General features: G+C 58.2%; 26 protein-coding genes. 13 read left to right on the plus strand and 13 right to left on the minus strand.

Translation table 11 applies throughout. The features are described from left to right. Positions 1 to 32: 32 nt before the first annotated feature. From ACIP8I_RS00965 to ACIP8I_RS01020, 12 genes are all read right to left on the minus strand, one after another. Positions 33 to 1064 (minus strand): tyrosine-type recombinase/integrase, encoded by a 1032-nt coding sequence (locus tag ACIP8I_RS00965; protein ID WP_400758012.1) that lies wholly within the window; start codon positions 1062 to 1064, stop codon positions 33 to 35. Continuing rightward, the gene (locus ACIP8I_RS00970) at positions 1065 to 1274 is read right to left on the minus strand and encodes a DUF4224 domain-containing protein (RefSeq protein ID WP_400758014.1); all 210 of its coding nucleotides are present in this window, start codon (positions 1272 to 1274) and stop codon (positions 1065 to 1067) included. After that, the gene (locus ACIP8I_RS00975; RefSeq protein WP_400758015.1) at positions 1271 to 3310 is read right to left on the minus strand and encodes a DNA cytosine methyltransferase; all 2040 of its coding nucleotides are present in this window, start codon (positions 3308 to 3310) and stop codon (positions 1271 to 1273) included. The genes ACIP8I_RS00970 and ACIP8I_RS00975 overlap by 4 nt, the downstream gene beginning before the upstream one ends. Beyond that, a complete protein-coding gene (locus ACIP8I_RS00980; protein WP_400758017.1) occupies positions 3307 to 3849 on the minus strand; it encodes a phosphohydrolase in 543 nt (180 codons plus the stop codon). Before ACIP8I_RS00980 ends, ACIP8I_RS00975 begins: the two co-directional genes overlap by 4 nt. Then, positions 3846 to 4493, minus strand: coding sequence for a hypothetical protein (locus tag ACIP8I_RS00985; RefSeq protein WP_400758018.1), 648 nt, complete (start codon positions 4491 to 4493; stop codon positions 3846 to 3848). Before ACIP8I_RS00985 ends, ACIP8I_RS00980 begins: the two co-directional genes overlap by 4 nt. A gap of 72 nt (positions 4494 to 4565) precedes the next feature. Continuing rightward, positions 4566 to 5375, minus strand: coding sequence for a DUF2303 family protein (locus ACIP8I_RS00990; RefSeq protein ID WP_400758020.1), 810 nt, complete (start codon positions 5373 to 5375; stop codon positions 4566 to 4568). Positions 5376 to 5419: 44 nt separating this feature from the next. Beyond that, positions 5420 to 5770, minus strand: a complete 351-nt coding sequence (locus tag ACIP8I_RS00995; RefSeq protein ID WP_222014650.1) for a hypothetical protein — start codon at positions 5768 to 5770, stop codon at positions 5420 to 5422. 58 nt (positions 5771 to 5828) lie between these two features. Next, positions 5829 to 6071, minus strand: a complete 243-nt coding sequence (locus ACIP8I_RS01000; protein WP_108589632.1) for a pyocin activator PrtN family protein — start codon at positions 6069 to 6071, stop codon at positions 5829 to 5831. After that, on the minus strand, positions 6068 to 6451 hold the full coding sequence (locus tag ACIP8I_RS01005) for a hypothetical protein (protein WP_400758022.1): 384 nt from the start codon (positions 6449 to 6451) through the stop codon (positions 6068 to 6070). The genes ACIP8I_RS01000 and ACIP8I_RS01005 overlap by 4 nt, the downstream gene beginning before the upstream one ends. Next, positions 6448 to 6726, minus strand: coding sequence for a hypothetical protein (locus ACIP8I_RS01010; protein ID WP_400758548.1), 279 nt, complete (start codon positions 6724 to 6726; stop codon positions 6448 to 6450). Before ACIP8I_RS01010 ends, ACIP8I_RS01005 begins: the two co-directional genes overlap by 4 nt. A 10-nt stretch (positions 6727 to 6736) precedes the next feature. After that, a complete protein-coding gene (locus ACIP8I_RS01015) occupies positions 6737 to 7003 on the minus strand; it encodes a hypothetical protein (protein ID WP_400758024.1) in 267 nt (88 codons plus the stop codon). Between the two features lie 270 nt (positions 7004 to 7273). Then, a complete protein-coding gene (locus tag ACIP8I_RS01020) occupies positions 7274 to 7987 on the minus strand; it encodes a LexA family protein (protein WP_400758026.1) in 714 nt (237 codons plus the stop codon). Between the two features lie 33 nt (positions 7988 to 8020). Here ACIP8I_RS01020 and ACIP8I_RS01025 point away from each other — a divergent pair, with 33 nt between their 5' ends. Then, complete coding sequence (locus ACIP8I_RS01025; RefSeq protein WP_400758028.1) at positions 8021 to 8278, plus strand: transcriptional regulator; 258 nt, start codon at positions 8021 to 8023, stop codon at positions 8276 to 8278. Positions 8279 to 8647: 369 nt separating this feature from the next. Continuing rightward, positions 8648 to 9130 (plus strand): phage regulatory CII family protein, encoded by a 483-nt coding sequence (locus ACIP8I_RS01030; protein WP_400758030.1) that lies wholly within the window; start codon positions 8648 to 8650, stop codon positions 9128 to 9130. A gap of 35 nt (positions 9131 to 9165) precedes the next feature. Here the strand turns inward: ACIP8I_RS01030 and ACIP8I_RS01035 are convergent, their stop codons facing one another. Then, positions 9166 to 9804, minus strand: coding sequence for a DUF4145 domain-containing protein (locus ACIP8I_RS01035; protein WP_400758032.1), 639 nt, complete (start codon positions 9802 to 9804; stop codon positions 9166 to 9168). A gap of 82 nt (positions 9805 to 9886) precedes the next feature. Here ACIP8I_RS01035 and ACIP8I_RS01040 point away from each other — a divergent pair, with 82 nt between their 5' ends. The 11 genes from ACIP8I_RS01040 to ACIP8I_RS01090 all read left to right on the plus strand — a co-directional run bounded on the left by ACIP8I_RS01040 (position 9887) and on the right by ACIP8I_RS01090 (position 20298). Next, a complete protein-coding gene (locus tag ACIP8I_RS01040; RefSeq protein WP_400758034.1) occupies positions 9887 to 12592 on the plus strand; it encodes a bifunctional DNA primase/polymerase in 2706 nt (901 codons plus the stop codon). Positions 12593 to 12921: 329 nt separating this feature from the next. Then, positions 12922 to 13410 (plus strand): hypothetical protein, encoded by a 489-nt coding sequence (locus ACIP8I_RS01045; RefSeq protein ID WP_400758550.1) that lies wholly within the window; start codon positions 12922 to 12924, stop codon positions 13408 to 13410. A gap of 326 nt (positions 13411 to 13736) precedes the next feature. Beyond that, positions 13737 to 14231: a hypothetical protein gene (locus ACIP8I_RS01050; protein ID WP_400758036.1), complete on the plus strand. Its 495-nt coding sequence runs from the start codon at positions 13737 to 13739 to the stop codon at positions 14229 to 14231. A gap of 110 nt (positions 14232 to 14341) precedes the next feature. Then, entirely contained in the window at positions 14342 to 14695 is a 354-nt protein-coding gene (locus ACIP8I_RS01055; RefSeq protein WP_108589620.1) for a putative holin, read from the plus strand. Next, on the plus strand, positions 14688 to 14978 hold the full coding sequence (locus ACIP8I_RS01060) for a phage holin family protein (protein WP_400758038.1): 291 nt from the start codon (positions 14688 to 14690) through the stop codon (positions 14976 to 14978). The genes ACIP8I_RS01055 and ACIP8I_RS01060 overlap by 8 nt, the downstream gene beginning before the upstream one ends. After that, positions 14978 to 15346, plus strand: a complete 369-nt coding sequence (locus ACIP8I_RS01065; RefSeq protein ID WP_400758040.1) for an HNH endonuclease — start codon at positions 14978 to 14980, stop codon at positions 15344 to 15346. Before ACIP8I_RS01060 ends, ACIP8I_RS01065 begins: the two co-directional genes overlap by 1 nt. 370 nt (positions 15347 to 15716) lie before the next feature. Further along, entirely contained in the window at positions 15717 to 16127 is a 411-nt protein-coding gene (locus ACIP8I_RS01070) for a phage terminase small subunit P27 family (RefSeq protein ID WP_400758042.1), read from the plus strand. Beyond that, positions 16090 to 17904: a terminase large subunit gene (locus tag ACIP8I_RS01075; protein ID WP_400758044.1), complete on the plus strand. Its 1815-nt coding sequence runs from the start codon at positions 16090 to 16092 to the stop codon at positions 17902 to 17904. The genes ACIP8I_RS01070 and ACIP8I_RS01075 overlap by 38 nt, the downstream gene beginning before the upstream one ends. After that, complete coding sequence (locus ACIP8I_RS01080; RefSeq protein WP_065259027.1) at positions 17901 to 18086, plus strand: hypothetical protein; 186 nt, start codon at positions 17901 to 17903, stop codon at positions 18084 to 18086. The genes ACIP8I_RS01075 and ACIP8I_RS01080 overlap by 4 nt, the downstream gene beginning before the upstream one ends. A 2-nt stretch (positions 18087 to 18088) precedes the next feature. After that, the gene (locus ACIP8I_RS01085; RefSeq protein WP_400758046.1) at positions 18089 to 19357 is read left to right on the plus strand and encodes a phage portal protein; all 1269 of its coding nucleotides are present in this window, start codon (positions 18089 to 18091) and stop codon (positions 19355 to 19357) included. Next, entirely contained in the window at positions 19354 to 20298 is a 945-nt protein-coding gene (locus ACIP8I_RS01090) for a S49 family peptidase (RefSeq protein ID WP_400758048.1), read from the plus strand. Before ACIP8I_RS01085 ends, ACIP8I_RS01090 begins: the two co-directional genes overlap by 4 nt. Positions 20299 to 20314 lie beyond the last annotated feature (16 nt).

Here is a 20314-nt window from a genome sequence, read left to right on the forward strand (position 1 = left end):
AAAAATTCCTTTCCGCAATTCGCTGCCATTCGTCATTTCGTTGGGGTGACTTTCTTCCCTTTACGCATCCGGATGTACTGTTCTGTCATACCCACGGTGGTGTGTCCCAACTGATCCCGGGCCTCTCGAATGCTGCCAGTCGATTCTTCCTTATCCGTCGCTGCCTTGGCCCGCAAATCCCGCATCTGGAACTCAGCTTTTGGAATGCCGGCCGCTTCTCGCGCGTCATCAAATCGTTTTCTGAGCATGCTCGGTGTCATTGGCTGGCCGGAGTCTATGACAACCAGGCGGGTTGATCGGATTTTGTGTCCGCTTTTCCTCGTCATGATTCGATCAATCACAACTTTCAGTTCCCCGATGATTTCAATACGGCGTTTCGCGCCGGTCTTTCCCTGGCGAACAGCCAACTTTCCGTCCCGGATATCTCGCTCATCCATTTTCAATGTGTCAGCAATGCGCTGACCAGTCAGATAGAACAGATCCAGTGCGTCACGTAGTGGTTGGTCGGCGTGCTCGTAGGCCTTGGCCAGCATTTCGTCCTCAACATAAACGTCCCTACCGGTTTCCTTATTGCCTTTGACGCCGGCGCACGGATTAGCCAGCGATGTATATCCGCTTTCCCTGGCGAAGTTCCAGATGGCGCTGAGCAAGGCCTTTTCACGATTCGCACGGACAGGGGCTGTTTTGCCGCGATGCCGCAAGTATTGCGCGACATGCTGCGGTTCAATCGCTTCCAGTGGGGCAGGTGGGTCATTGAAGAACAAAAGCAAGTTCTTCAGCTCGCGGATGTTATCTCGCTGAGACGCGCTGCTTTTCGTCGGAACAACTTCCTTCATGTAAATCTGGGCAACGTAGTCGAATGTCAGCACCTGTTGGGTAAGGGCCTCAGAAACGCGTGTTTGTTCGAGCTTGGCATATTCCAAGATGGCTTTGCCGTAGTCAGTGCCCAGCGGTATTTCCTTGCGGGGTTTGCCGCCAGTGTCATAAAGGTAATAGATCTTTTCGCCGCGCTTTCTTTCGCGCAGCCGGGGAATACTCCCCGGCTTGGTTGGACGCCTTCCCATTTATCCCACCAGGCGCGGTTTCCACGCCGGCTTTTCCGACGTGGTGATAGTTTCGCCGGTGAGTGCCGCGGCGATCACGCAGGGCCATCCATTACGTTTGATGGTGTGACGGATGCCGTTGCGCTTGAGTACGATAATCTGGCCGGCCTTGGTCTTGGCGCCTGTTAGTTCGCATACCTGGTCGTGACTTAGAAACTCGACGGTATTCATGCGGCCTCCCGTAGCTGTTCAGTTTGGCGCCACGGGTCGTTTGCCCGTGCCAGTGCAGCCATCGGTGGCGGACTAACGCTGTTGCCGCACATGTGGACCTGCTGGGTCTTGGTGAACGGCTTGCCGTCAGCGCCGTGGCTGATGATGTAGTCGGCGGGGAAGCCCTGGGCCTTGTACAGCTCGGCCGGTTGCAGCATCCGCAGGCAGATATCGACGATCACGTAAGGAGTGCCCTTGATGGTGACGGTGACCAAGCCCAGCCGATCTTTGGTGGTAATGGTTGGCGCTGGCGCGTCGGCGGCGCTCATGTTCTCAGTGCCGTAGTAGCTGATCAGGAATGCCGCGACCCTCAGCGCACCGGCTTCAACTTCAGCCGAGAGCTGCAGCTCGACCAGCGTACTCTTGCCGCCACCGCCGGCAGTGATGGTTGGTGCTGGCTCGTCCACGCCCTGGCCAACGCTGGCGCCGAACTGGCGTTCCATGAAGGCGGTGACCAGCGCGTGATGCTGCCCAGTAGTCACGGTCGGTACCGCGTTTCTCAGGTCCGTCGCGGCGTGCCCGGTGGTGTTGGTGATTAAAGTCGCCGTCACCAGCTGCTGCTGGCTGCCGGTGTTGGTCACCGTGGTCATCGGATCCTCGATGCTCTTGGCGTCCGTGGTGTTGAATCCGCCATTCATCTGGGCCATGAACACGGTTGAGATGCCCATGGCGTGGGCGGCGCCGGCGGGGCGCTGGTAGTTACCGCCGCTGGTGATAGTTGGAAGCGGTTCGTCGAGCGCTTTGCCTTCGTCTGCAAATCGAAACTTCACCAAATGCGCCGCGGCGAGCGCGCGGTGACCACGCGTCATCAAGGTGCCGAGAGGCTTATCCGCAGCTACCGGATTTCCGGCATATACCGGGCCACCGGCACCAACCAGCACCGGACTGATCAGCGTCAACTCGCCGCGATTCGCGCACGTCACAGTCGGCAGCGGGGCGTGTGGATCGTTGACGCGGTCGCTGCCCTGATGCGTTGCCGGCGCAATGATTGGGCTTGCCATGGCGAACGATCCGCCGCGCGGCCAAGATGTCACGGTGCGCAGTGGGTCGTGGGCAGACTGCACGCTATCACCGGACCAGTTTGCGATCGGCACGATAAATGGATCAGTGGCATCGATGACGAACTTCTTCATGCCCTTGGCGATTCGGCGCAGGGTAGCCGGTGCCAGCGGCTTGGCCCGGTTGAAAATGCTTTTGCTCGGGATGGTCCAGTCGATGCACTCGACGGCGGTGCGCCACTTCTTTTGGCCCTTGACCGGGTGCTTCGCGTGGGTCGGCTCGGGCCATACAATGGGCTGACCATCGCAGCGGGCGATCATGAAAAGGCGTTCGCGGCTGGTCGGTGCACCGAAGTCGCAGGCTTTGATCACCCGCCATTCAACTGCGTAACCCAGACGCTGCAGCTCGGCGACGAACACAGCCCAAGTCTGCCCGCGGCGTGCCGGATCCGGAACCAGAAACTGCTGGCTCACCGGTACAACTTCGCCAGGTTCGGCAACACCGCCGCCCAGTTTCACCACGCGGCCGGTTGTCTTGCAGCGCTTGGCGATCAGCGGCCCCCACTGGAGGATCTGTTTCACGTTTTCCAGGCTGATGACTCGAGGCTTCTTCTTGCCGGCCCACTTCAGGCCGATCCACGACAGGTTCCGGATCTCGCGCTTGCGTGGCTGGCCGCCGGCGGCCTGGCTGTGGTGTGTGCAGTCCGGCGACATGTGGAACCAGCCCACGGCCTTGCCACCGCACTCGGTGTCAGGATCACCGTCGAACACGTCGGTGGTGTAGTGCACGGCGCCCGGGTGGTTCACGGTGTGCATGCTGATCGCCGCGGCGCTGTGGTTCTTTGCGACATTCACCGCGCGGCCAAGTCCCATTTCCAGCCCGGTACCGGCGCCGCCGCCACCGCAGAAGAAGTCGACAACGATCTCATCGTCCTGAGCATTGAAGCCGAGCGCGTACTGAGTCTTGAAGTCGAAAGGAGGTTTTTTGAATGCTGTCACGCGCAAGCCCTCCGATGATCACCCTGCATCAGCTCCATCAGCCGGCTGAAGTACTGCATGTAGGCCTCTGGCGCGGATTGCGGGGTTATGGTTTCGGGCATGGGCGGTACGCCGCTCAAGCATTCCCACTCGGCGGGGTGCTTAGGCATCAGGTCGCGGCGTTCGGTGGCCAGCGCGATCAGGTCGGCGCGTACCACGCATTCGGGTAGCACTGGGTCGAGGTTGAAGCGATCGCAGATGGCGTGCCAGATGATTTCTTCTGCGATGCGGAAGCCTGGCATGATCGCTTTCAGTGGTCGGGTCATGTCGCCGATGTAGGCTTCGGTCGCGTCGTGCAGCAGCGCCACCAGTTTGTGCTTGTCGGGAACAAGGCTCGACACCAGCATGCTGTGCTGGGCCACGCTGTAGTGCGTGCGGGTGTGTCCGTTGAAGCGGCACAGGTTCGACAGTGCTTGTGCGATGTCGAGCGGGGAGATCATGGCGGCGGTTGGGTTTACCAGGTCGAACTGGCGACCGCTGTGCGTGAGTATCCAGCTCATGCTGCGTCCTCCACTGACACCCGGTCCAGCTCGATCGCCTGAAGTTTCATGTCCAGCTCAAAGGCTTCGCGCAGGGCATCACGTAGGTGTGGGTAGCCTTCGGTATCGGCGGCGTGCGGGAAGCTGATTGAACTCAGTTCCGGAGAGGCGTTGAAGGTGCCGCGTTTGTTCAGCCATTCCATCAGCTGGGTGTCGAGCGGCTGCGAGTTGAGGTTTCCGGCCGTCTCGACAGCGTGGAACATGCGGTAGGCCAAGGCCCGGGAAACCTTGATGAGTTGTTCAGCTCTGACTTGGCTGGCCTCCGTACCTTTCAATGCCTTCCACGTCTGGAGTGCAAGCGCCAGAAACTGGGTGATCTCCGTCAGGTCGCGATAGTCGGTCGCTGTGAAGGGTGTGGCCTTGATGCTTTGCATCTGTGCGCGCAGGTCGGCCAGCTGTTGGGCCTCGCGGTTGCGTAGCAGCGTGATGGTGGTCAGGTCGGTGTTGAGCGCGGCGATCCGTTGGCTGTGCAGGCCGTTGCGTTCCTTGAGCCCGGCGGCGTAGCTGCGATCCAGTGCCCGAAGGATGAGCTTGCGGATGTAGTAACCCAGCAGGAACAAGCCGAAAGCCATTCCGATGAAGATGATCGTGTTTTGTGCGTGCATGTGCTGTGCTCCGGTAGAGCCCGCCGCCGGGATTCTTGGTGAGAGGCCGGCGGCGGGGTGTTGCAGTGGTGGTTAACCCAGGTTGAACGTGCCGATGGTCAAAGTCGCGGAGCCGCCGACCTCTTTTTGAACGACTTGTTTGAACTCTTGGGCCAGGTCTTCGCGCAACTGCGCTTCGCCAATCCAGCGCAGGCGGAGTGCTGGTTTATCGCCGCCAGCCAGCACGGCTACGCGCAAGCGGATGGTGCGTGCAATGAGCCCTTCGTAAGGCGCCACGGTGAACAGGAATTCAGCCGGCAGACCTTCGGAAGATTTGGCCTCGATCTGATCCATCGCCGAACGGGAAGCGCTCATATCGCCAACTACGTGTTCGCTCTTGCGAGCCTGCTCGATGCTGATGGAGCGGATCGCTCCGGCAGCCTTGCGCAGGTCAATTTCTTTATCGTCAGCGTCCAGAGCTTTCAGGTTCGGTGCCCAGTCCTCGATCCAGTCGCTGAGATCTTTCTGGGCGTGCTGGCGTTGGGCGGCATATTCAAGCGCGAGGAACGCCGCGGTCTTTTTCAGGCCGAGAGTTGCGGTGTAGTCACCATGGCCCGGCTCTTCTGCGGTACCGAGGTTGAAGTACACAGTGCAGGTCATCGAGTCACCGTCTACAAAGCCCGCGACCGCCGGGCCTTTACCGGCGATCACATAGTCGGCGAAGTCTTTCAGCGAGTGGGTGGACAGCGAGCCACGGAAGCGGCTGCGCCCCTCCTGAAACTTTTCAATGCTATGGATCTTGACGTCTGCCGGCAGCGCCAGAACTGGCGTGAAGGTGTCCAACGATTTGGCGTTGGCGAGCAGGGCGGTCTCTTGAATGATTTGGATTGCACGAGCTTCCATTGGGTCTATTCCTGTTTTGGTGAGAGGTATAAAGCAGTGAAGCGTTACGACTTCGCGTGAATCGGTGCGTCGTCGCGGGAAAACATCTGATCGGCATGGGGCGTTTCAGGGAACAGCGTGAGGCAGCCGCCCGATCCGACATGCATAGGAGTGTCGAGGGTGGTGTCTTCGCTCCGGCTGCCGCGCTTGGTTGGCACTTTGTAGGCGAGCTTGTGGTTGACGGTCACCTGGTGGCTGTCTGCAATCTGCTTCAAGGTGAAGGTGAGCGTGACGGTGCCGACTTTCTTATTGTCAACGACGCCGGCCGCGACCTCCGAGAGGGCGTGTCCGATTTGACTGGCGAAGACGCCGGCGTTGAGTTCGCCAATAAATTCGGCAGTGTTGGTAGCTTTCATGTGCTGTGCCTCATTGAGTTGTGCTGTTTGCGCCTGAACGGCAGGCGCCACCGTTGAATCAGGCTGCTTGCTTCGTCGCTTGAGCGTCGAGGTATGCAGCCAAGTCGTGCAGGTAAACGACGGCGGTGCCTTTGGCTGATCCGCCGAGGCGTGTCACCTTCAGTGCGATACGGCCGGCGCTGATGCGCCGCAACAGGTAGCGGTCGCTGGTGATGTGCGAAAAGTAGCGCTGCCTAACAGCGGACAATGTGGGGCAGGGCGTCGGCCATTCCTTTCGCAGTTGGTCGATAGTGGTGCTCACGCTGCTTTCTCCCCGTGCCCCTCTGTTGGGGGCAGCAACTTCAGGCGGATCATCTCGGCGAGACCTTCCTTGCTTTTGCCCATGGCGGCGGCGCAGACGTTGCCGTTTTCATCCGCCACGACGGCGCCGAATGGATATTCCGGCGAGTTGGTCGGGGTGACGTAGGCGGTCTGGCCTTCAAGGATCACGTTGTTCACGCAGCGAAATACGTCGGCCAGTTCAAGCACGCGCATGGGTACGCTGCCGAGCATTAGCGCGGCTTCGTTGGCGGCGCCGAGAAGTAGGGCGCGGCTGACGATGCCGGGGCTGTCCAGGTAGATCGGGACAAGGCGAAGGCTGCCAAGCGCCTGCATGTGGGCATTGATGTAGTTGATGTTCATGCGGCGGCATCCTTTTTGGTGATGGTGATTCCCAGCTTTTTCGCCAGCCAATCAACGCCGTCCTCTTTCACCATCACCACCGAGTAATGCCGTGGCTTGTTGTGAGGTGGAATCAACGTGATGCGCGGATCCGAGTACAGATGGCCGCGGTCGCGGTGCTGGCTGGCAAGGTCGCCGCTGCTGTTCAGAATGCCCAGCTCGCGCAACCTGGTGCGGAAGGCACGGGGCTTGAGTCCGAGCAGTGCGGCGGTTTCGTCCAGGGTGCGGTTTGTCATGGCGGCGCCCTCAGCCCTGAGCTTGGCGATTGGCGACTTCATGGATGAAGTCACGCAGGTGCAAGTGATTCGCTCGATCATTGCGGCGCAGCTTGATGCTGTCCTTGCGGCCTGCAACGTTGACCTCGACGATCGTGAAGGTAGGAGTCAGCTCGACCGAAAACTCTGCTCGCATGGTCTGCTCGGGGCGGATCAACTCGCAGGTAGCATCGCCGCCGACCTGCAGCATGTGATGCAAGAGCTCTTGTCTGGCGAGAGGAAGGGAATAGGCACTCATGCCGCGTCACCCCCGAATGGCCCCAGGTCAGACGCTGCAGTAGCTGCTTTCGCAGATACCAGTCGAGAGCCGGGAGTGACGATTACCAGCAGGCCCGTGTGCCTTTGAATCGCTTCGACGGCTGCTGAGCTGGTGCAAGCTGAGGGGTGCAGGTATACCGGGCAGCGGGGTGTGTTGTGCTGTGCAGTAGGCATTGCTCGTACTCTTGGTGAGAGGTGTACGAGCAGATTAGGAGGGTAGGTTTAAAAAATCAACCGTAGGTTTAAATATTTAGTATTTTTTGAACTTTCCGATCACTACCCCACAGATGGTCCAGCTGTCATCCAAGCGAACGACCGGCTCAGGCCAGTCTCTGTTTTGCGCCTTCAAGTAGAGATTATCGCCTTCTTGAAGCAATTTTTTCAGTGATGCTTCGCGGTGAAGGTCGAGCTTCGCTACCACGAAATCTCCAGATTTTGGGGGGCGGGCAGGGTCTACAAAAATGATTTCGTTTTCAAAGAATTCAGTTTCCATACTGCTTCCGCGCACAGGCAATGCATAGGTGGAGGAGCTGCATGGATATGGCCACGCGAGCCAATCCTCCGCATCCGCAGGTGCAATTCGTTCATTCGGATCCAGCAGTAGCGCCGCTTGGGCGTAGCTCAGCAGGGGGTGGAGTTCTACAGCCTCTTTTACAGGCCTTACGCCAGGCATCTGCATTATCAGGCTATTTGGATCATTGGGTGTCCAACTGCGCTCGTTTGTGTCCAGAAACCAATCAATGCGAAGACCTGTGATATCCGCCAACTTTTGTAGGTTAGCCTTTTCGATTTTTCCAGTTTTGATCCACTTGTAAACGGATTGAGGCGTGACACCAATACGCTGAGCGGCAGCCGTCTGGGATAGAGAGGCACGCTTTAGCGCGTAGCGAATTTTTTCGTTCAAATCATTCATTTGTGGATCATCTTCAATCTTTGGTTGACGGTCTACAACGCATTGGCTCATTATTTAAGCCGTAGGGTTAAAATGAGATTGCCAATGGACATCTTCGAGGTGCTTAGACAGCAGGTTCACAGCCAGTCAGCTCTCGCGCGAGCACTGGGTATCTCCCCGCAGGCGCTGGATGGATGGCGCAGGCGCAAACAGATACCGGCGGAGCGAGTTCTCGATATCGAGCGAATTACGGAGTTTAGAGTTACACGCTACATGCTGCGGCCCGACATTTTTGGTGCAGCACCAGAATCCATTCAAATGAAAGCACATGGTTGCGATGGCCACAGGAAAGTTTCCGTCTGATCATCGAATGCGTTGCCCTGCTGACTAATGATTTCGCGTCAGGGTTGTAAAAAAAATGCCGGTCTGGGGCCTCTCACCAAAGAATCCCCCAGCCCGGCGCGGCGGCACGCAGAACATAACGCATCACCACTTACCGACCTGAAGCCTCTCACCAAAGAATCCTTCGGGCCGGCTGCAACGAGCTACATGGGCTACATGCAACTTGCTACAGAGATCATCAGTTCGGGGCCTCTCACCATAAGAACTCCCCGGACTGACTGGAACGATGAACCGTGCGGCACAGCACGATTAGCACAGCACATCGGTCGTGGTCGTAGGATAGGGCGTGTCCTATCTGATGGCTAGGCCGTAAACGGGGTATTTACGGTTATGAGTCGCACAGATCTCCTTCCGGGCGCTGGCCCGGTTCTTTCTTTGCGTGAGGCGCTTTACCGTGCCGGGCGCGATTATCGAGGCGGCATCACCACGTTGGCCCATGACATGCTCATGGACTACGACGAGCTGCAGAAGAAACTCAAGCTCAATGAAGAACGCCGCTGGCTGATTCCGGATGAACTCGAAGAGGTCATTCGGCTGACGCAAAACTCTGCGTTGCTGGACGCGCTGGTGCGTCCTGCGGGCGCTGTCTGGTACAAGCCGACGCCAGTACCCGCCACATCCGAGGCTCTGAAGTCTGTCGGCAAGCTGTTGGAAAGAACGGGGGAGTTCGTCTCCAGTATGCATTCAGGTGCAGCCGACAACGTGTGGGAGCCTCACGAAGTCGCAACTCTCGACAAGCACGGGATTGATGTGATCCAAGCGGTGCTTGGAATAATGGCAGGTGCGCGCGAGGCCATGGAGGGTTTGGAATGACCCTCCAATGCTTAATCAATTTGTCTTGTGAAAGGTTAAATATCCGCTGGAGGCTGCCTACGACTGTTTATGAGCGCAGGCAAAGTATAGATGTAGGTCAAGAACGCCTCGGTGAACGCAACGATGTCTTCTGCATCTCGTTGCGTAAACTCATCGTCTTCGTGGATGGCCGCGTTTCGGTCGATACGAATTTCTTGCGCCCAATCAGCCATTGCAGCGGTGATCTTTCCATCGGCGGCGAGCGTCTTGAGACGCTTTTCCAGTTTCCAAGTTTGATCCATACCTTTTGTAGCGAGATCCATTGCTTTGCCGCAGAGGAGAATAGATGTCTCGTACTTTCCTCGGTGAAGGTTGTCGAGCGCCTCCTCATATGTATTGCCTATTTTTTCAGGTACGTCGTCTGGTACCTCTCGCTTCATGTCCTTTGGGTATTGAAGGTGTTGTCGCTGGATTACAGAGTTTCGATCGTCAAGATTGAATACGGTGCTCGCCGTCCAGGCTGTACGTTCAAATTTGGTATCAGCGTCTGCTCCAACAATTACGATCTCGTCGCAGTGTGGACATGTCAATGGAACCCGATAATCAATCCCGTTGAAAATAAGAGAGGTCGACCGCATTCCGGATTTTGTTGTCTTGCAGTGCGGACAGTCGAGTGTTGCGACATATTGAGGCATACGTTCATCCCTGTTACGGCAGCTATGAGTTCTTCGATAATCAGCTGCTTCCAATCTAAATCGCAAGATCCGGTGGTGAAAAATGTTTAGTGCCCAAGGGGTTTCGAGCTGGGCGAAGCTATACATTGAGAATTGGAGTTTGGCTCTTGTCCCTATTGAACCGGGTGAAAAGGCCCCGAAAGGTATGGGTTGGAACAAACCGGGCGGTTATATCACCGACCCTGTTGCCGCCGAAGCATTCTGGCAGCGTAACCCCAACCACAATCTGGGCGTAGTGCTCGGGCCCAGTCGTGTCTGTTCGCTGGACGTTGATGATGTCCAGTGGGCCCGCCATGTCCTATATGAACTGCTGGGTCTTGATCTCGATGCGATGGCCGTTGTTTACCCGACCATTGTCGGCAACCCGTTGCGGTTTCGCGTGTTGTTTAAGTTGCCTGACGGCGTTGAGCTGGCCCGGCATTCGCTTTCGTGGCCGAATGAAAAAGACCCGGATGGCTCGATCTGGAAGGGGCTGATGGCTAAGGCCAAGGCTGCGAAAGAGCGGGGCGATGTTGCCGGTGAGGCGGAGGCAAAAGCCGAGGCGGAAGACTACAAGCGGTTCACTGTGTTCGAGCTACGTGCGGGCCTGGTGCAGGACGTTTTTCCGCCGTCGATCCATCCCGGTACCGGAAAACCTTACACCTGGCGCACCCCGCCAAATGCGACTGATGGCTTGCCGACGCTTATGAATGAGCTGCTGAGCATCTGGCAAAATTGGGACATCTTCAAGAGGGATGCCGAATCGGCATGTCCGTGGGCCCCGAAGCCGAAGAAACCGCTTGCGAAGGTCATCAAACGACCGCCACCAGCGGCGGGTAAACCGCCCTCTGTGATTGACGAGTTCAACCGGTGTCATGACGTCGAAGAACTGTTGCGCGCACATGGCTATATCAAGCGCGGCAGCAAGTGGTTGTACCCGCAGAGCAGTACGGGCTTACCGGGTGTCACGGTCAACGAAGACAAAGTGTATTCGCACCACGGCGCAGATCCCTTGGCTAACGGTCATCAGAATGACGCCTTTGAGGTGTTTTGCCTGCTGGAGCATTCCGGCGATCAGTCGCGCGCGGTGAAAGCCGCGGCGCAGTTGTTGGGGATGCAGCATGCTTCCCGGCCGGATCCGCGCGATCTTCCCCCGACCCCATCCGATGACATGCGCGAGCCGACCTACCACGGCGCGCAGTCCAGCGAGGCCGCTCCGGATCCTGTAGGGGGCGCGGGGGGCGCTGATGAGCCGGTAGCCTTGACGATTGACCAGGTGCTGCGCCGGTACGCGTTGGTGGATGGAACGACTCACATCTGGGATCTGGACCAGTCCAAGGTTATGAAGAAGTCTGCCTTCGAGGCGCGCGTTGGCAAGCCGATGGCGAAGCAGTGGCTGGAAGACACCGAGCACCGAAAACTGATTTCGGGTGATCACGTCAGCGAGATCGAGCAGGCGCGGCGCATGGCGGGGAAGAAGGGCGGCGCGTTCGGGATGTCGCCGACAGAGCGCTATGTGTACATCGATGGGACGAAGGACGTGTGGGACAGGGAGAAGAAGCGGCGGATCGCTGAAGGCGCGGTGAAGATGGCGCTGGGCGATACTTACCCCCTGTGGTTGAACAGTGCCGAACGGCGCGTGGTTGATGTTGATCACATCGTCTTCGACCCGACCATGACCAAAGACCCGAGCGTCTATATCAATACGTTTGATGGCTTGCCGCTTGATCCTGTTCGCGATGACGACGCCTGCGCGAATCTGCGATGGCTGATCAAGTTCCTATGTAATGGTGACGATGACGCGGCGTGGTGGTTGACCCGCTGGCTGGCTTACCCGCTCCAACATCTTGGCGCGAAGATGGACACGGCAGTGTTGATGCACTCGATCATGGAAGGTTCGGGTAAAAGCCTGCTGTTTGCCGATGCGTTGGGCATGCTTTACGGCCAGTACGCCGCGACAGTGGGCCAGACCCAGCTTGAAAGCAACTTCAACGCCTGGCAAAGCCGCAAGCTCTGGGCGGTGTTCGAAGAGGTCGTGAGTCGTGACCAGCGGTACAACCAGGTAGGCAAGATCAAGCACTTGATCACTGGCAAGACCGTGCGGATGGAATCCAAGTTCATCAACGGCTGGGAAGAGTCCAACCACATGAACGCTGTGTTCTTGAGTAACGAGATCCTGCCGTGGCCCATCAGTGAGAGCGATCGCCGGATGTTGGTGATGTGGCCCAATGAGACGTTGCCGCCCGATCGGCAAAAGGCGATCGGACATGAGCTGAAGAATGGTGGTGTCGCGGCGCTGCATGGTTGGTTGCTGTCGCTCGACCTCGGTGACTTTGATCAGCGAACACGTCCGCCGAAGACAGAGGCGCGGGAGCGGCTTGTTGCACTGAGCCGGGCAGGCTGGCAGACGTTCCTTCATTTGTGGAAGTACGGCGAGCTGGGGCGGGATCTATGGGGCGTCTGCCTCTCAAGTGACGTGTTCGCGTTGTTCCTGGAGTGGTGCCAGCGCAACAAAGAGCACGCGATGAGCCACACGAAGTTCGCGCTGTTCCTCAGTTCCGAGTTGGACAAGTCGCGCTCTATACCGTGGACGGATGGCAACAACAGGCGATTCGGGGCGTTTTTCTTTCCCGCTGATCTGGAACCTTCCCGCGCCCCATCCCTGAAAGCGGCCGACCTTGGGGCAGTCGTCAGCGACTGGCGGGCAAAAGCGCGGCTGGCGGGCTGGAACGTCGATAACTGGGAACACATCAAGGCGGCTGCAGCATGAGTACACATAAAAGTGTGTCGGGTGTGTGGGGTGCGTGTTGGGTTGGTTTTCGAGACCCCGCACAGTTTGAGGCCTTTAAATTCGCGGCTTTCCGAGCTTTGTGTGGAGTGTGTTGGGTTTCGCTTCGCGCACGCGCCTGCGTGATCTTTTTCGATTGGTTGAATCACCAGACAAAAAAACTCTATGCGAGGGCAGAAAAACCCAACCAACCCAACACACTTAACTCAAGTTTCATTATTTACATGAATTTAAAGGGATTTATTTGTGTCGGGTTTGTGCTGGGTTGCTGGTTTTTTGTGTTGGGTTCGATTTTTTTGGGGGGAAGGGCGATGATCGAGGAAGTCGAAGAACTCATGCAGCATTGGGGTAATCAGTTCAACCAGGTGGGTGACGGTGGAGGTCTCGGTAGCCCAATGGCGACGATCATGGAGTGGGGCGGCTCTGCCCCTCGCGGTACGCCGGGATCGCGCGACCTGATGATGGCGGCTGGTGGTGGCATGGATCACGCCGCGCAGGAAGTCGCGGCGGCGCTGGCGCAACTTGAGCGTCAGTCTGAGAAGGGCGCGCTGTTGGCGAAGCTGGCTCGCAATCGGTATCTGCCTCGACCTGCGCTGTCGGTTCGCTCTCAGTTGCCGATTCTGGGTCTCGGTGACAATGCTGACCGGACGTATCGGAACTGGGTTCATGCTCTGCATCAGCAGGTGCTGGTGATCTTGACCGTGCGGAGCGCCCCAGGTCGTGCACGTAATCGACGCGTGAAGTCAGCGGAGACCGATCTTCTGCGAGCGTCTAGGGTTGCGAGGATCAGACCGTGCTGACCGCTCGTCGGGGCGGCTTGTCGCGTTGTGGTCGGATCACGGTCACATTAGTGTCGTTTGCTGACCTACCGAAAATCACCGCTTTTCGGTTTTTCCGGAGGCGGGTAAAAAGTCACCACGATATGCAATTTGCGCCTCGGCGCTGACCTCGCACGTGCTGTGCAGATACACCCGGCCTTCCCTGAGCCGGTCACCTAACCCCGCTTCGGCGGGGTTTTTAATTAGGCTAGACGTCGTGACAAGCGCTTGAAAAGTCGAGCTACAGCCCCAATTTTCTCATAGCCGCTAATCACAAGGGCTCAACGCAACGGAATGAGGAGTTGGGAATGTCGGATGATGTAGACGCTAAGCTTGACGCGATTTTTAACGCCCGGGCTGAAAGAATTGCTGAAAATAAGCGCGTCAAGCTGGAGGCAGAACAAAAGCAGGAAAAAAGCCTTCAGGATTTTCTAGAGTTGCAGGCGTCGGTAATACGACCAACTCTTAACGCGCTAGCTCAAAAACTCACTGACCGAGGTCTCGAGAGCAGGGTTTTTGAAACACAAGATGGGCAGAAAAAGGGCAACGAGGTCTTACCTGCATCGATAGGCATCAAGTTTTTGCATCGCCAAGTACTAAAGTTTCGGGATGGAGAAGATGCTCCTTACTTGACTCTTACACTGGATAAGTCTGTTAACCGTGTGTTGTTCCATTTCAGTACCTTTTCTCCGGGACGGAAGGATGGGAACTCTGGTGTCGCTACCATGGCTGATTTCGCGTCGCTAACGGCAAACCTGATTAACAACGAAGCATTGAAAATCGTCGAGGCGATATACAAATAACCTTCGGCTCTAACATCGTTCCCCCCGGCCTTCCCTGAGCCGGTCACCCAAACCCGCTTCGGCGGGTTTTTTATTTTCGGCCCGTTGGGGTGTCTGCAAGGAGAATCAGCATGAGCGAGCCGGCAACTGTTGTCGTGGCCGGTGGTGTAGGACTGGCGGCTACCGGTCTGCTGGCGGGCGTGGACATGCTCGCTGTGATCGGTGCGCTGGCTGGCTCTCTGGTGTTCTTCACCACCACTGAGGAATTGCCGGTCTGGAAGCGGGTTCTGTTCCTGCTGGTGTCTTTCGTGATGGGTTACATGTTCGCACCTGGCATGGCCGAGGTTGAGTTGTTCGGCACCAGGCCCTTCAAGTACACCGGTCCGGCGGCGTTCGGCGCCTCGGTTGTGGTTGTTACCGTCGCGCTCGCCGTCATCAAGAGACGCGGCCTCGTTGCTGAACCGCAAGGGAGGCAGGATGGATAGTCAACTGATGCCGCAAGTTCTCACGCAGGCCACGTTCTGGTTGTGCGTGGCGTTGTTCGTTCGGCTGTTCACGTTCCGTCGTCGCGGTGCCCGGTTCCGCCGGAGCATGAGCTGTCTTGCTTGGGTGGTGATGGTCGCGTCTGGATCTGCGGTTGTGTACATCGGCAAAGGGCAGTTGGTCATGCCGCAGAACTCATGGCCGCTGGTTATCGTGCTGGCGGTGTTCGTTGGGTCGGTGTACCAAAGCAGCGGCAATCTGGCCCGTGTCTGGAAGATGGGCTGATGAACAAGGTATCGGATGACCGACGCTGCAGCAGCACCGAGCGGGGTTACGGGTACAAGTGGCAGAAGTCACGCGATGGACACTTGCGGGAACACCCGTATTGCACGATGTGTTCGACCGATCAGCGACCAGTCGCGGCGACAATCGTTGACCACAAGATTGCACCCAAGCTGAAGGACGCCAAGGACAGCGGCGATCCGGTGCGGATCAAGGGTGCGTGGAAGCTGTTCTGGAACCCAGAGAACTGGGCGAGCCTGTGCAAGTTCTGCCACGACTCGACGAAGCAGCGGATCGAGAAGAGCGGACGCGTGCCAGGGTGTCATGCCGATGGCCGTCCGGTCGATCCGGGGCATCACTGGAACCGGTGAGCCGGCAGATTAACGCCCACTGTTATTTTTTTAGCGAGTGTTTTTCTTATCCCGAAACCACGGCAAAAGTAGTCGGCGAAAAAAACCGGTCACCGAAAAAGTAGTGACCGAAAAAAACCGGTTTGCTGAGGGTGGGGGGGGGTAAAAAACTTCATTCCGCCTTCCTTCTAGACCGATCGCCCAACTCTTTACACAAAGTCGGGAAAAATGAGGGGAGGGGGGTATCGACAGGTAAGGGGTTGAATTAATGGCAGGAAATGGAAATTCGGGCCGCCCGTCTTTACCGGCGTCGGTCCATCTGTTGCGGGGAAACCCGAGCGGTAAGAACGTCGCGGCTCTGTTGGATGAAGTGCAGTCCCCGACCGTGCCGGTGAAAGCTCCACTCATGCCGGACGTTCTTTCTGCCGATGCGGTGGCCGAGTGGGAAAGAGTGGTTCCGGCGTTGATGTCTCTGCGCCTCATCTCCGAACTCGACGCGATGGCTCTGTCCTCGTACTGCCAGGCCGCTGCGGATTGGCGTCGTTACCAGCGGCTGATCGCCGAGCGAAACGCCAAATCCGACGATGAGCTGGGTGGCGATGTCCAGACCTTCAAGACCGGTGCCCAACAGATGCACGTTTTGCGGCAGCTCGCCAACGACGCCGAGCGCCGCGCCAACGCCGCTGGCGCCCAGTTCGGTATGTCGCCAGTGTCCCGCCGCAACTTGAAAGCACCGGCGCCCCCGCAAGGTGAGTTATTCCCCAATGACCCAAGAGCAGCCGCTGAACAGTACTTCAGCTGATGACCGAGTGACCGCCTACGCGAATGCGGTGCTGGCTGGTGAAATCGTCGCTGGCCCTGATGTCCGCAACGCGTGCAAGCGTCACTTGCGGGATTTGAAGAACGGTCCGGATCGCGGGTTGATGTTCGACCTGGCCCGCGTGAATCGTGCTATCGGCTTTTTCGAAGATGTCCTGTGCCTCAACGGCGGTGACTACGAGGGCATGCCGTTCTTGCTTGCACCCTGGCAGGCATTCGTCGTGGGCAGTCTGTTCGGTTGGATGACAGAGGATGGTTTCCGCCGCTTCCGCCTGGGCTACATCGAGACGGGAAAGGGCTCCGGGAAAAGTCCACTGGTTGCTGGAATCGGCTTGTACGGTCTGGCATCCGACGGTGAACGGCGTGCGGAGATCTACGCGGCCGCCACCAAGCGTGACCAGGCAATGGTCTTGTTTCGTGACGCCGTGTCGATGGTGGACATGTCACCATCGCTACATTCCCGGGTGGTGCAATCGGGCCGGGACGAAAAGGTCTGGAACCTCTACTACCCCAACACCCGTTCATTCTTCCGCCCGATCAGCGCGGACGAAGGCCAGTCCGGCCCGCGCCCTCACATCGGCCTGCTCGATGAGGTGCACGAACACAAAACCGCCGCGACCGTGAACATGATGCGCGCCGGTACCAAGAATCGGCGCAAGGCCATGGTGGTGATGATCACCAACAGCGGCTCCGACAAGAAGACAGTGTGTGGCCAGTACCACGACTTGGGCGTGCGGATCTGTGCGGACATCGAAACAGACGACAGTTTCTTTGCGTTCATCTGTTCGCTGGACGAAGGGGACGATCCTCTTACAGACGAAGCCTGCTGGCCGAAGGTCAACCCGTCGCTTGATTACGTTGCGGAAGGGCAGACCGATGGAATTCCCGGGCGCAAGTACTTGCGTGAGCAGGTCCAATCGGCCCGGGGCTTGCCGGCGCAAGAATCCGTGGTGCGCCGCCTCAACTTCTGTGAGTGGACCCAAGCGGATGCGCCGTGGATTTCGTGGGCCGTCTGGAAGCAGGCCGAAGAGCGCGTACCGATGCGGCTTCTCCGTAACCGTCGTTGCGTTGCCGGCCTCGACCTGGCCAGCACCACCGACCTGACTGCGTTCGTGCTGCTGTTCTGGCCAGTGCCGCACGACCCTCACTGGCGGTTGCTGCCGTACTTCTGGATTCCGGATGAAGACCTACAGGGGCGTGAGGATCGGGACAAGGTTCCGTACGCCATGTGGGTCAAGGACGGCCACCTCGAAACAACCCCCGGTCGAGCCATCAGCAAGAAACACGTACTGATGCGGCTCGTAAAAATCTGCGCGTACTTTGAAGTCGAGCGAATTGGCTACGACCGTTGGCGCGTGGAAGACCTGCTGCAACTGATGGCGGATGAGGATATCTCGCTGCCGGAAATGGTCGGCTTCGGCCAAGGCTTCAAGGACATGGCACCCGCGGTTGATGAGTTCGAACGTCGGTTGCTGGGGCGTGCAGATGAGCAGGGCGTCATTGATCTGGATCCGGCGGACTATGAAGTCATCGAAACGGAAACGGTTGAAACCTTGCGCCACGACGGCAATCCGGTCATGACCTGGTGCGCCGGTAACGCGGTGATCGTTTGCGATCCGGCCAACAACCGAAAGGCGGACAAAGCCAAAGCCACGGGTCGGATTGACGGCATCGTGGCATCCATCATCGCCGTCGGAACCAGCATCAAGTCCGCTGGACCGAGCGGTAAATCCATCTACGACGAAGGAGCAGGTATATGAAATTAGCCATCGCGGCATGGCTGGCCGGCCTGCTGGGCTTCGGGCTGCTGGTGGGTGGCGTGACGCTGATCAGCGTTCCCGCTGGTTGCATCGTCGCCGGGCTCGGCCTGATGGCGTGGGCCTACCTTGCCGATCGCGCAGCCGCTGTACTGAAGGCCCAATCCAAACCCCAAGGAGGTTGAGCATGTTTTTCTCAAGCGTGCTCGGCGATGGGCGCGGCACTCTCACAAACCCCGACAGCGGTTTCTGGCGCGGACTCATCGGCAGTGGCCGGAACAGTTCGGGCGTCACCGTCACGCCCGAGTCAGCGCTCGGCCTCCCCATCCTGCAGAACTGCGTCACGCTGTTGGCGGAAACCATGGGGCAGTTGCCCTGCGAGATGTACCGCCGTCAAGACAAAGGCCAGCGGGAAGCGGCGATCAATCATCCGGCCTACGACGTTCTGCGGTACCAGCCTAATGGTTTTCAGACACCATACGAATACCGGGAATGCAGTCAGCTCGCGGCGGGACTGCGGGGCAACAGCTACAGCTTCATTGACCGTCGCGACGACGGCAATGTCATTGGCTTGTGGCCGCTTTGCAACAATAAGGTCCAGGTGCTGAAGGGTGCCGACTTGCTGCCTTACTACCGGATCGGCGCAAGCGAGCCGCCGATGCGCATGATCCATCACGTCCGATGGGTCAGCACCAATCAGTACGTGGGACTTTCGCCAATAGAAGTGCATGCCGATTCCGTTGGTCTTGCCCAGGCCGTACGGCAGTACACAGGCAAGAGCTTCGCCAACGGGGCGACCGTGTCAGGTGTAATCGAGCGTCCCCGTGAAGCGCCCTCAATCAAGGATCAGGGCAGCATCGACAAGATTGTCGATCAGTGGGGGCAAAAGTATAGCGGCATGGACAACGCCAAAAAGGTCGCTTTGTTGCAGGAGGGCATGACCTTCAAACCGATATCCATGAGCAACGTGGATGCCGAGGTGCTGGGCATCCTCAAAACCACCGGCACCGATATCGCCCGGATCTACAAGATCCCGCTGCCCATGGTCAACGACTTGGAAAAGTCGAACTACAACACGCTGGAACAACTGATGATTCAGTTTGTGGTGTTCGCGTTGCTGCCTTGGGTCAAGCGCCACGAACAGGCAATGATGCGCGACTTCCTGTTGCCCAAGGATCGGCGCGAGTACTTCATTGAGTTCAACCTGTCCGGCCTGCTGCGCGGCGACCAGAAGAGTCGCTACGAAGCGTACGCCATTGGCCGGCAATGGGGCTGGCTCAGCGTCAATGATATTCGGCGTCTGGAGAACATGCCGCCAGTACCTGGTGGCGATATCTACCTTCAACCGTTGAACATGGTCGATGCAGGAAAACCCGGCGGCGATTTGACCAACCCCAAAGTGCGAGCCCAGCTCGAACTCCAGCAAGCTGAAATCGGAAGGATTCTTGCCCAATGAAAAACTACCTGCGAGCCTCCAGCCTGCTGTTTAACCAGCCGCTGCTGGTGACCCCGGACATGCTAGATCTCGGCGTGCGCTGGGCCAACCAGGCAATGAGCCTGAACATCGTCAACATCGGTACCAAGAGCGGCCCGAGTATCTGGGATGACGATGGCATCGACCGCATAGCGCAACAAGAGGAAGAGCGCCGCACGGCGATCGCCCGAACCGGGATCGAGGTGATTCCCGTCAGCGGCGTGTTGGTCAGCCGTGGCAGTCACATCGGCATGTGCGAAACGATGACCAGCTATGAATCACTGCGGGCGCAACTGCGCAACGCGGTAGCCGATCCGATGGTGGAGCGGATCGTGCTGGACATCGACAGCCCCGGAGGGTCAGCGGTCGGCGCTTTCGAACTGGCTGCCGATATCCGCGCCATGGCTCAGCAAAAGCCTATCACGGGCATCGTCAACTTCATGGCCTACAGCGGCGGCTACTTGCTCGGATCGGCCTGTAGCGAGCTGGTGGTGAGCCAGACCAGCGGCGTCGGTTCGATTGGTGTCATTGCCAGTCACATGGACCGGTCCAAGCAGGAAGAGGGCATGGGCGTGAAAGTGACCACGGTTTATGCGGGGGCTCACAAGAACGACCTCAGCCCTCACGAACCCTTGAGCGAGCAGTCGCTGAAGTACCTGAACGATGTGGTTCAAGAGAGCTACCAGCTCTTCGTCAACGCCGTGGCGGACTACCGGGGACTCTCCGTGCAGCAGGTCATCGCCACCGAAGCAGGGCTGTATCGGGGGCAGGCCGGTATCAACGCCGGGCTGGCTGATCGGATGCAGAGCCCGCAACAGGCGGTCGATGACCTTTCTCACTCTGTCGCCATGAGCCGTGCAGTCCGCCAGTCCGGCCGCCTGTCCGTCCGTGCATCCGCGCTGAATCTTCAAACCCAGATCTGACCGCGTTCGCGGCAGT

The sequence above is a fragment of the Pseudomonas sp. NPDC088414 genome, assembly GCF_044753325.1.
Lineage (GTDB): Bacteria > Pseudomonadota > Gammaproteobacteria > Pseudomonadales > Pseudomonadaceae > Aquipseudomonas.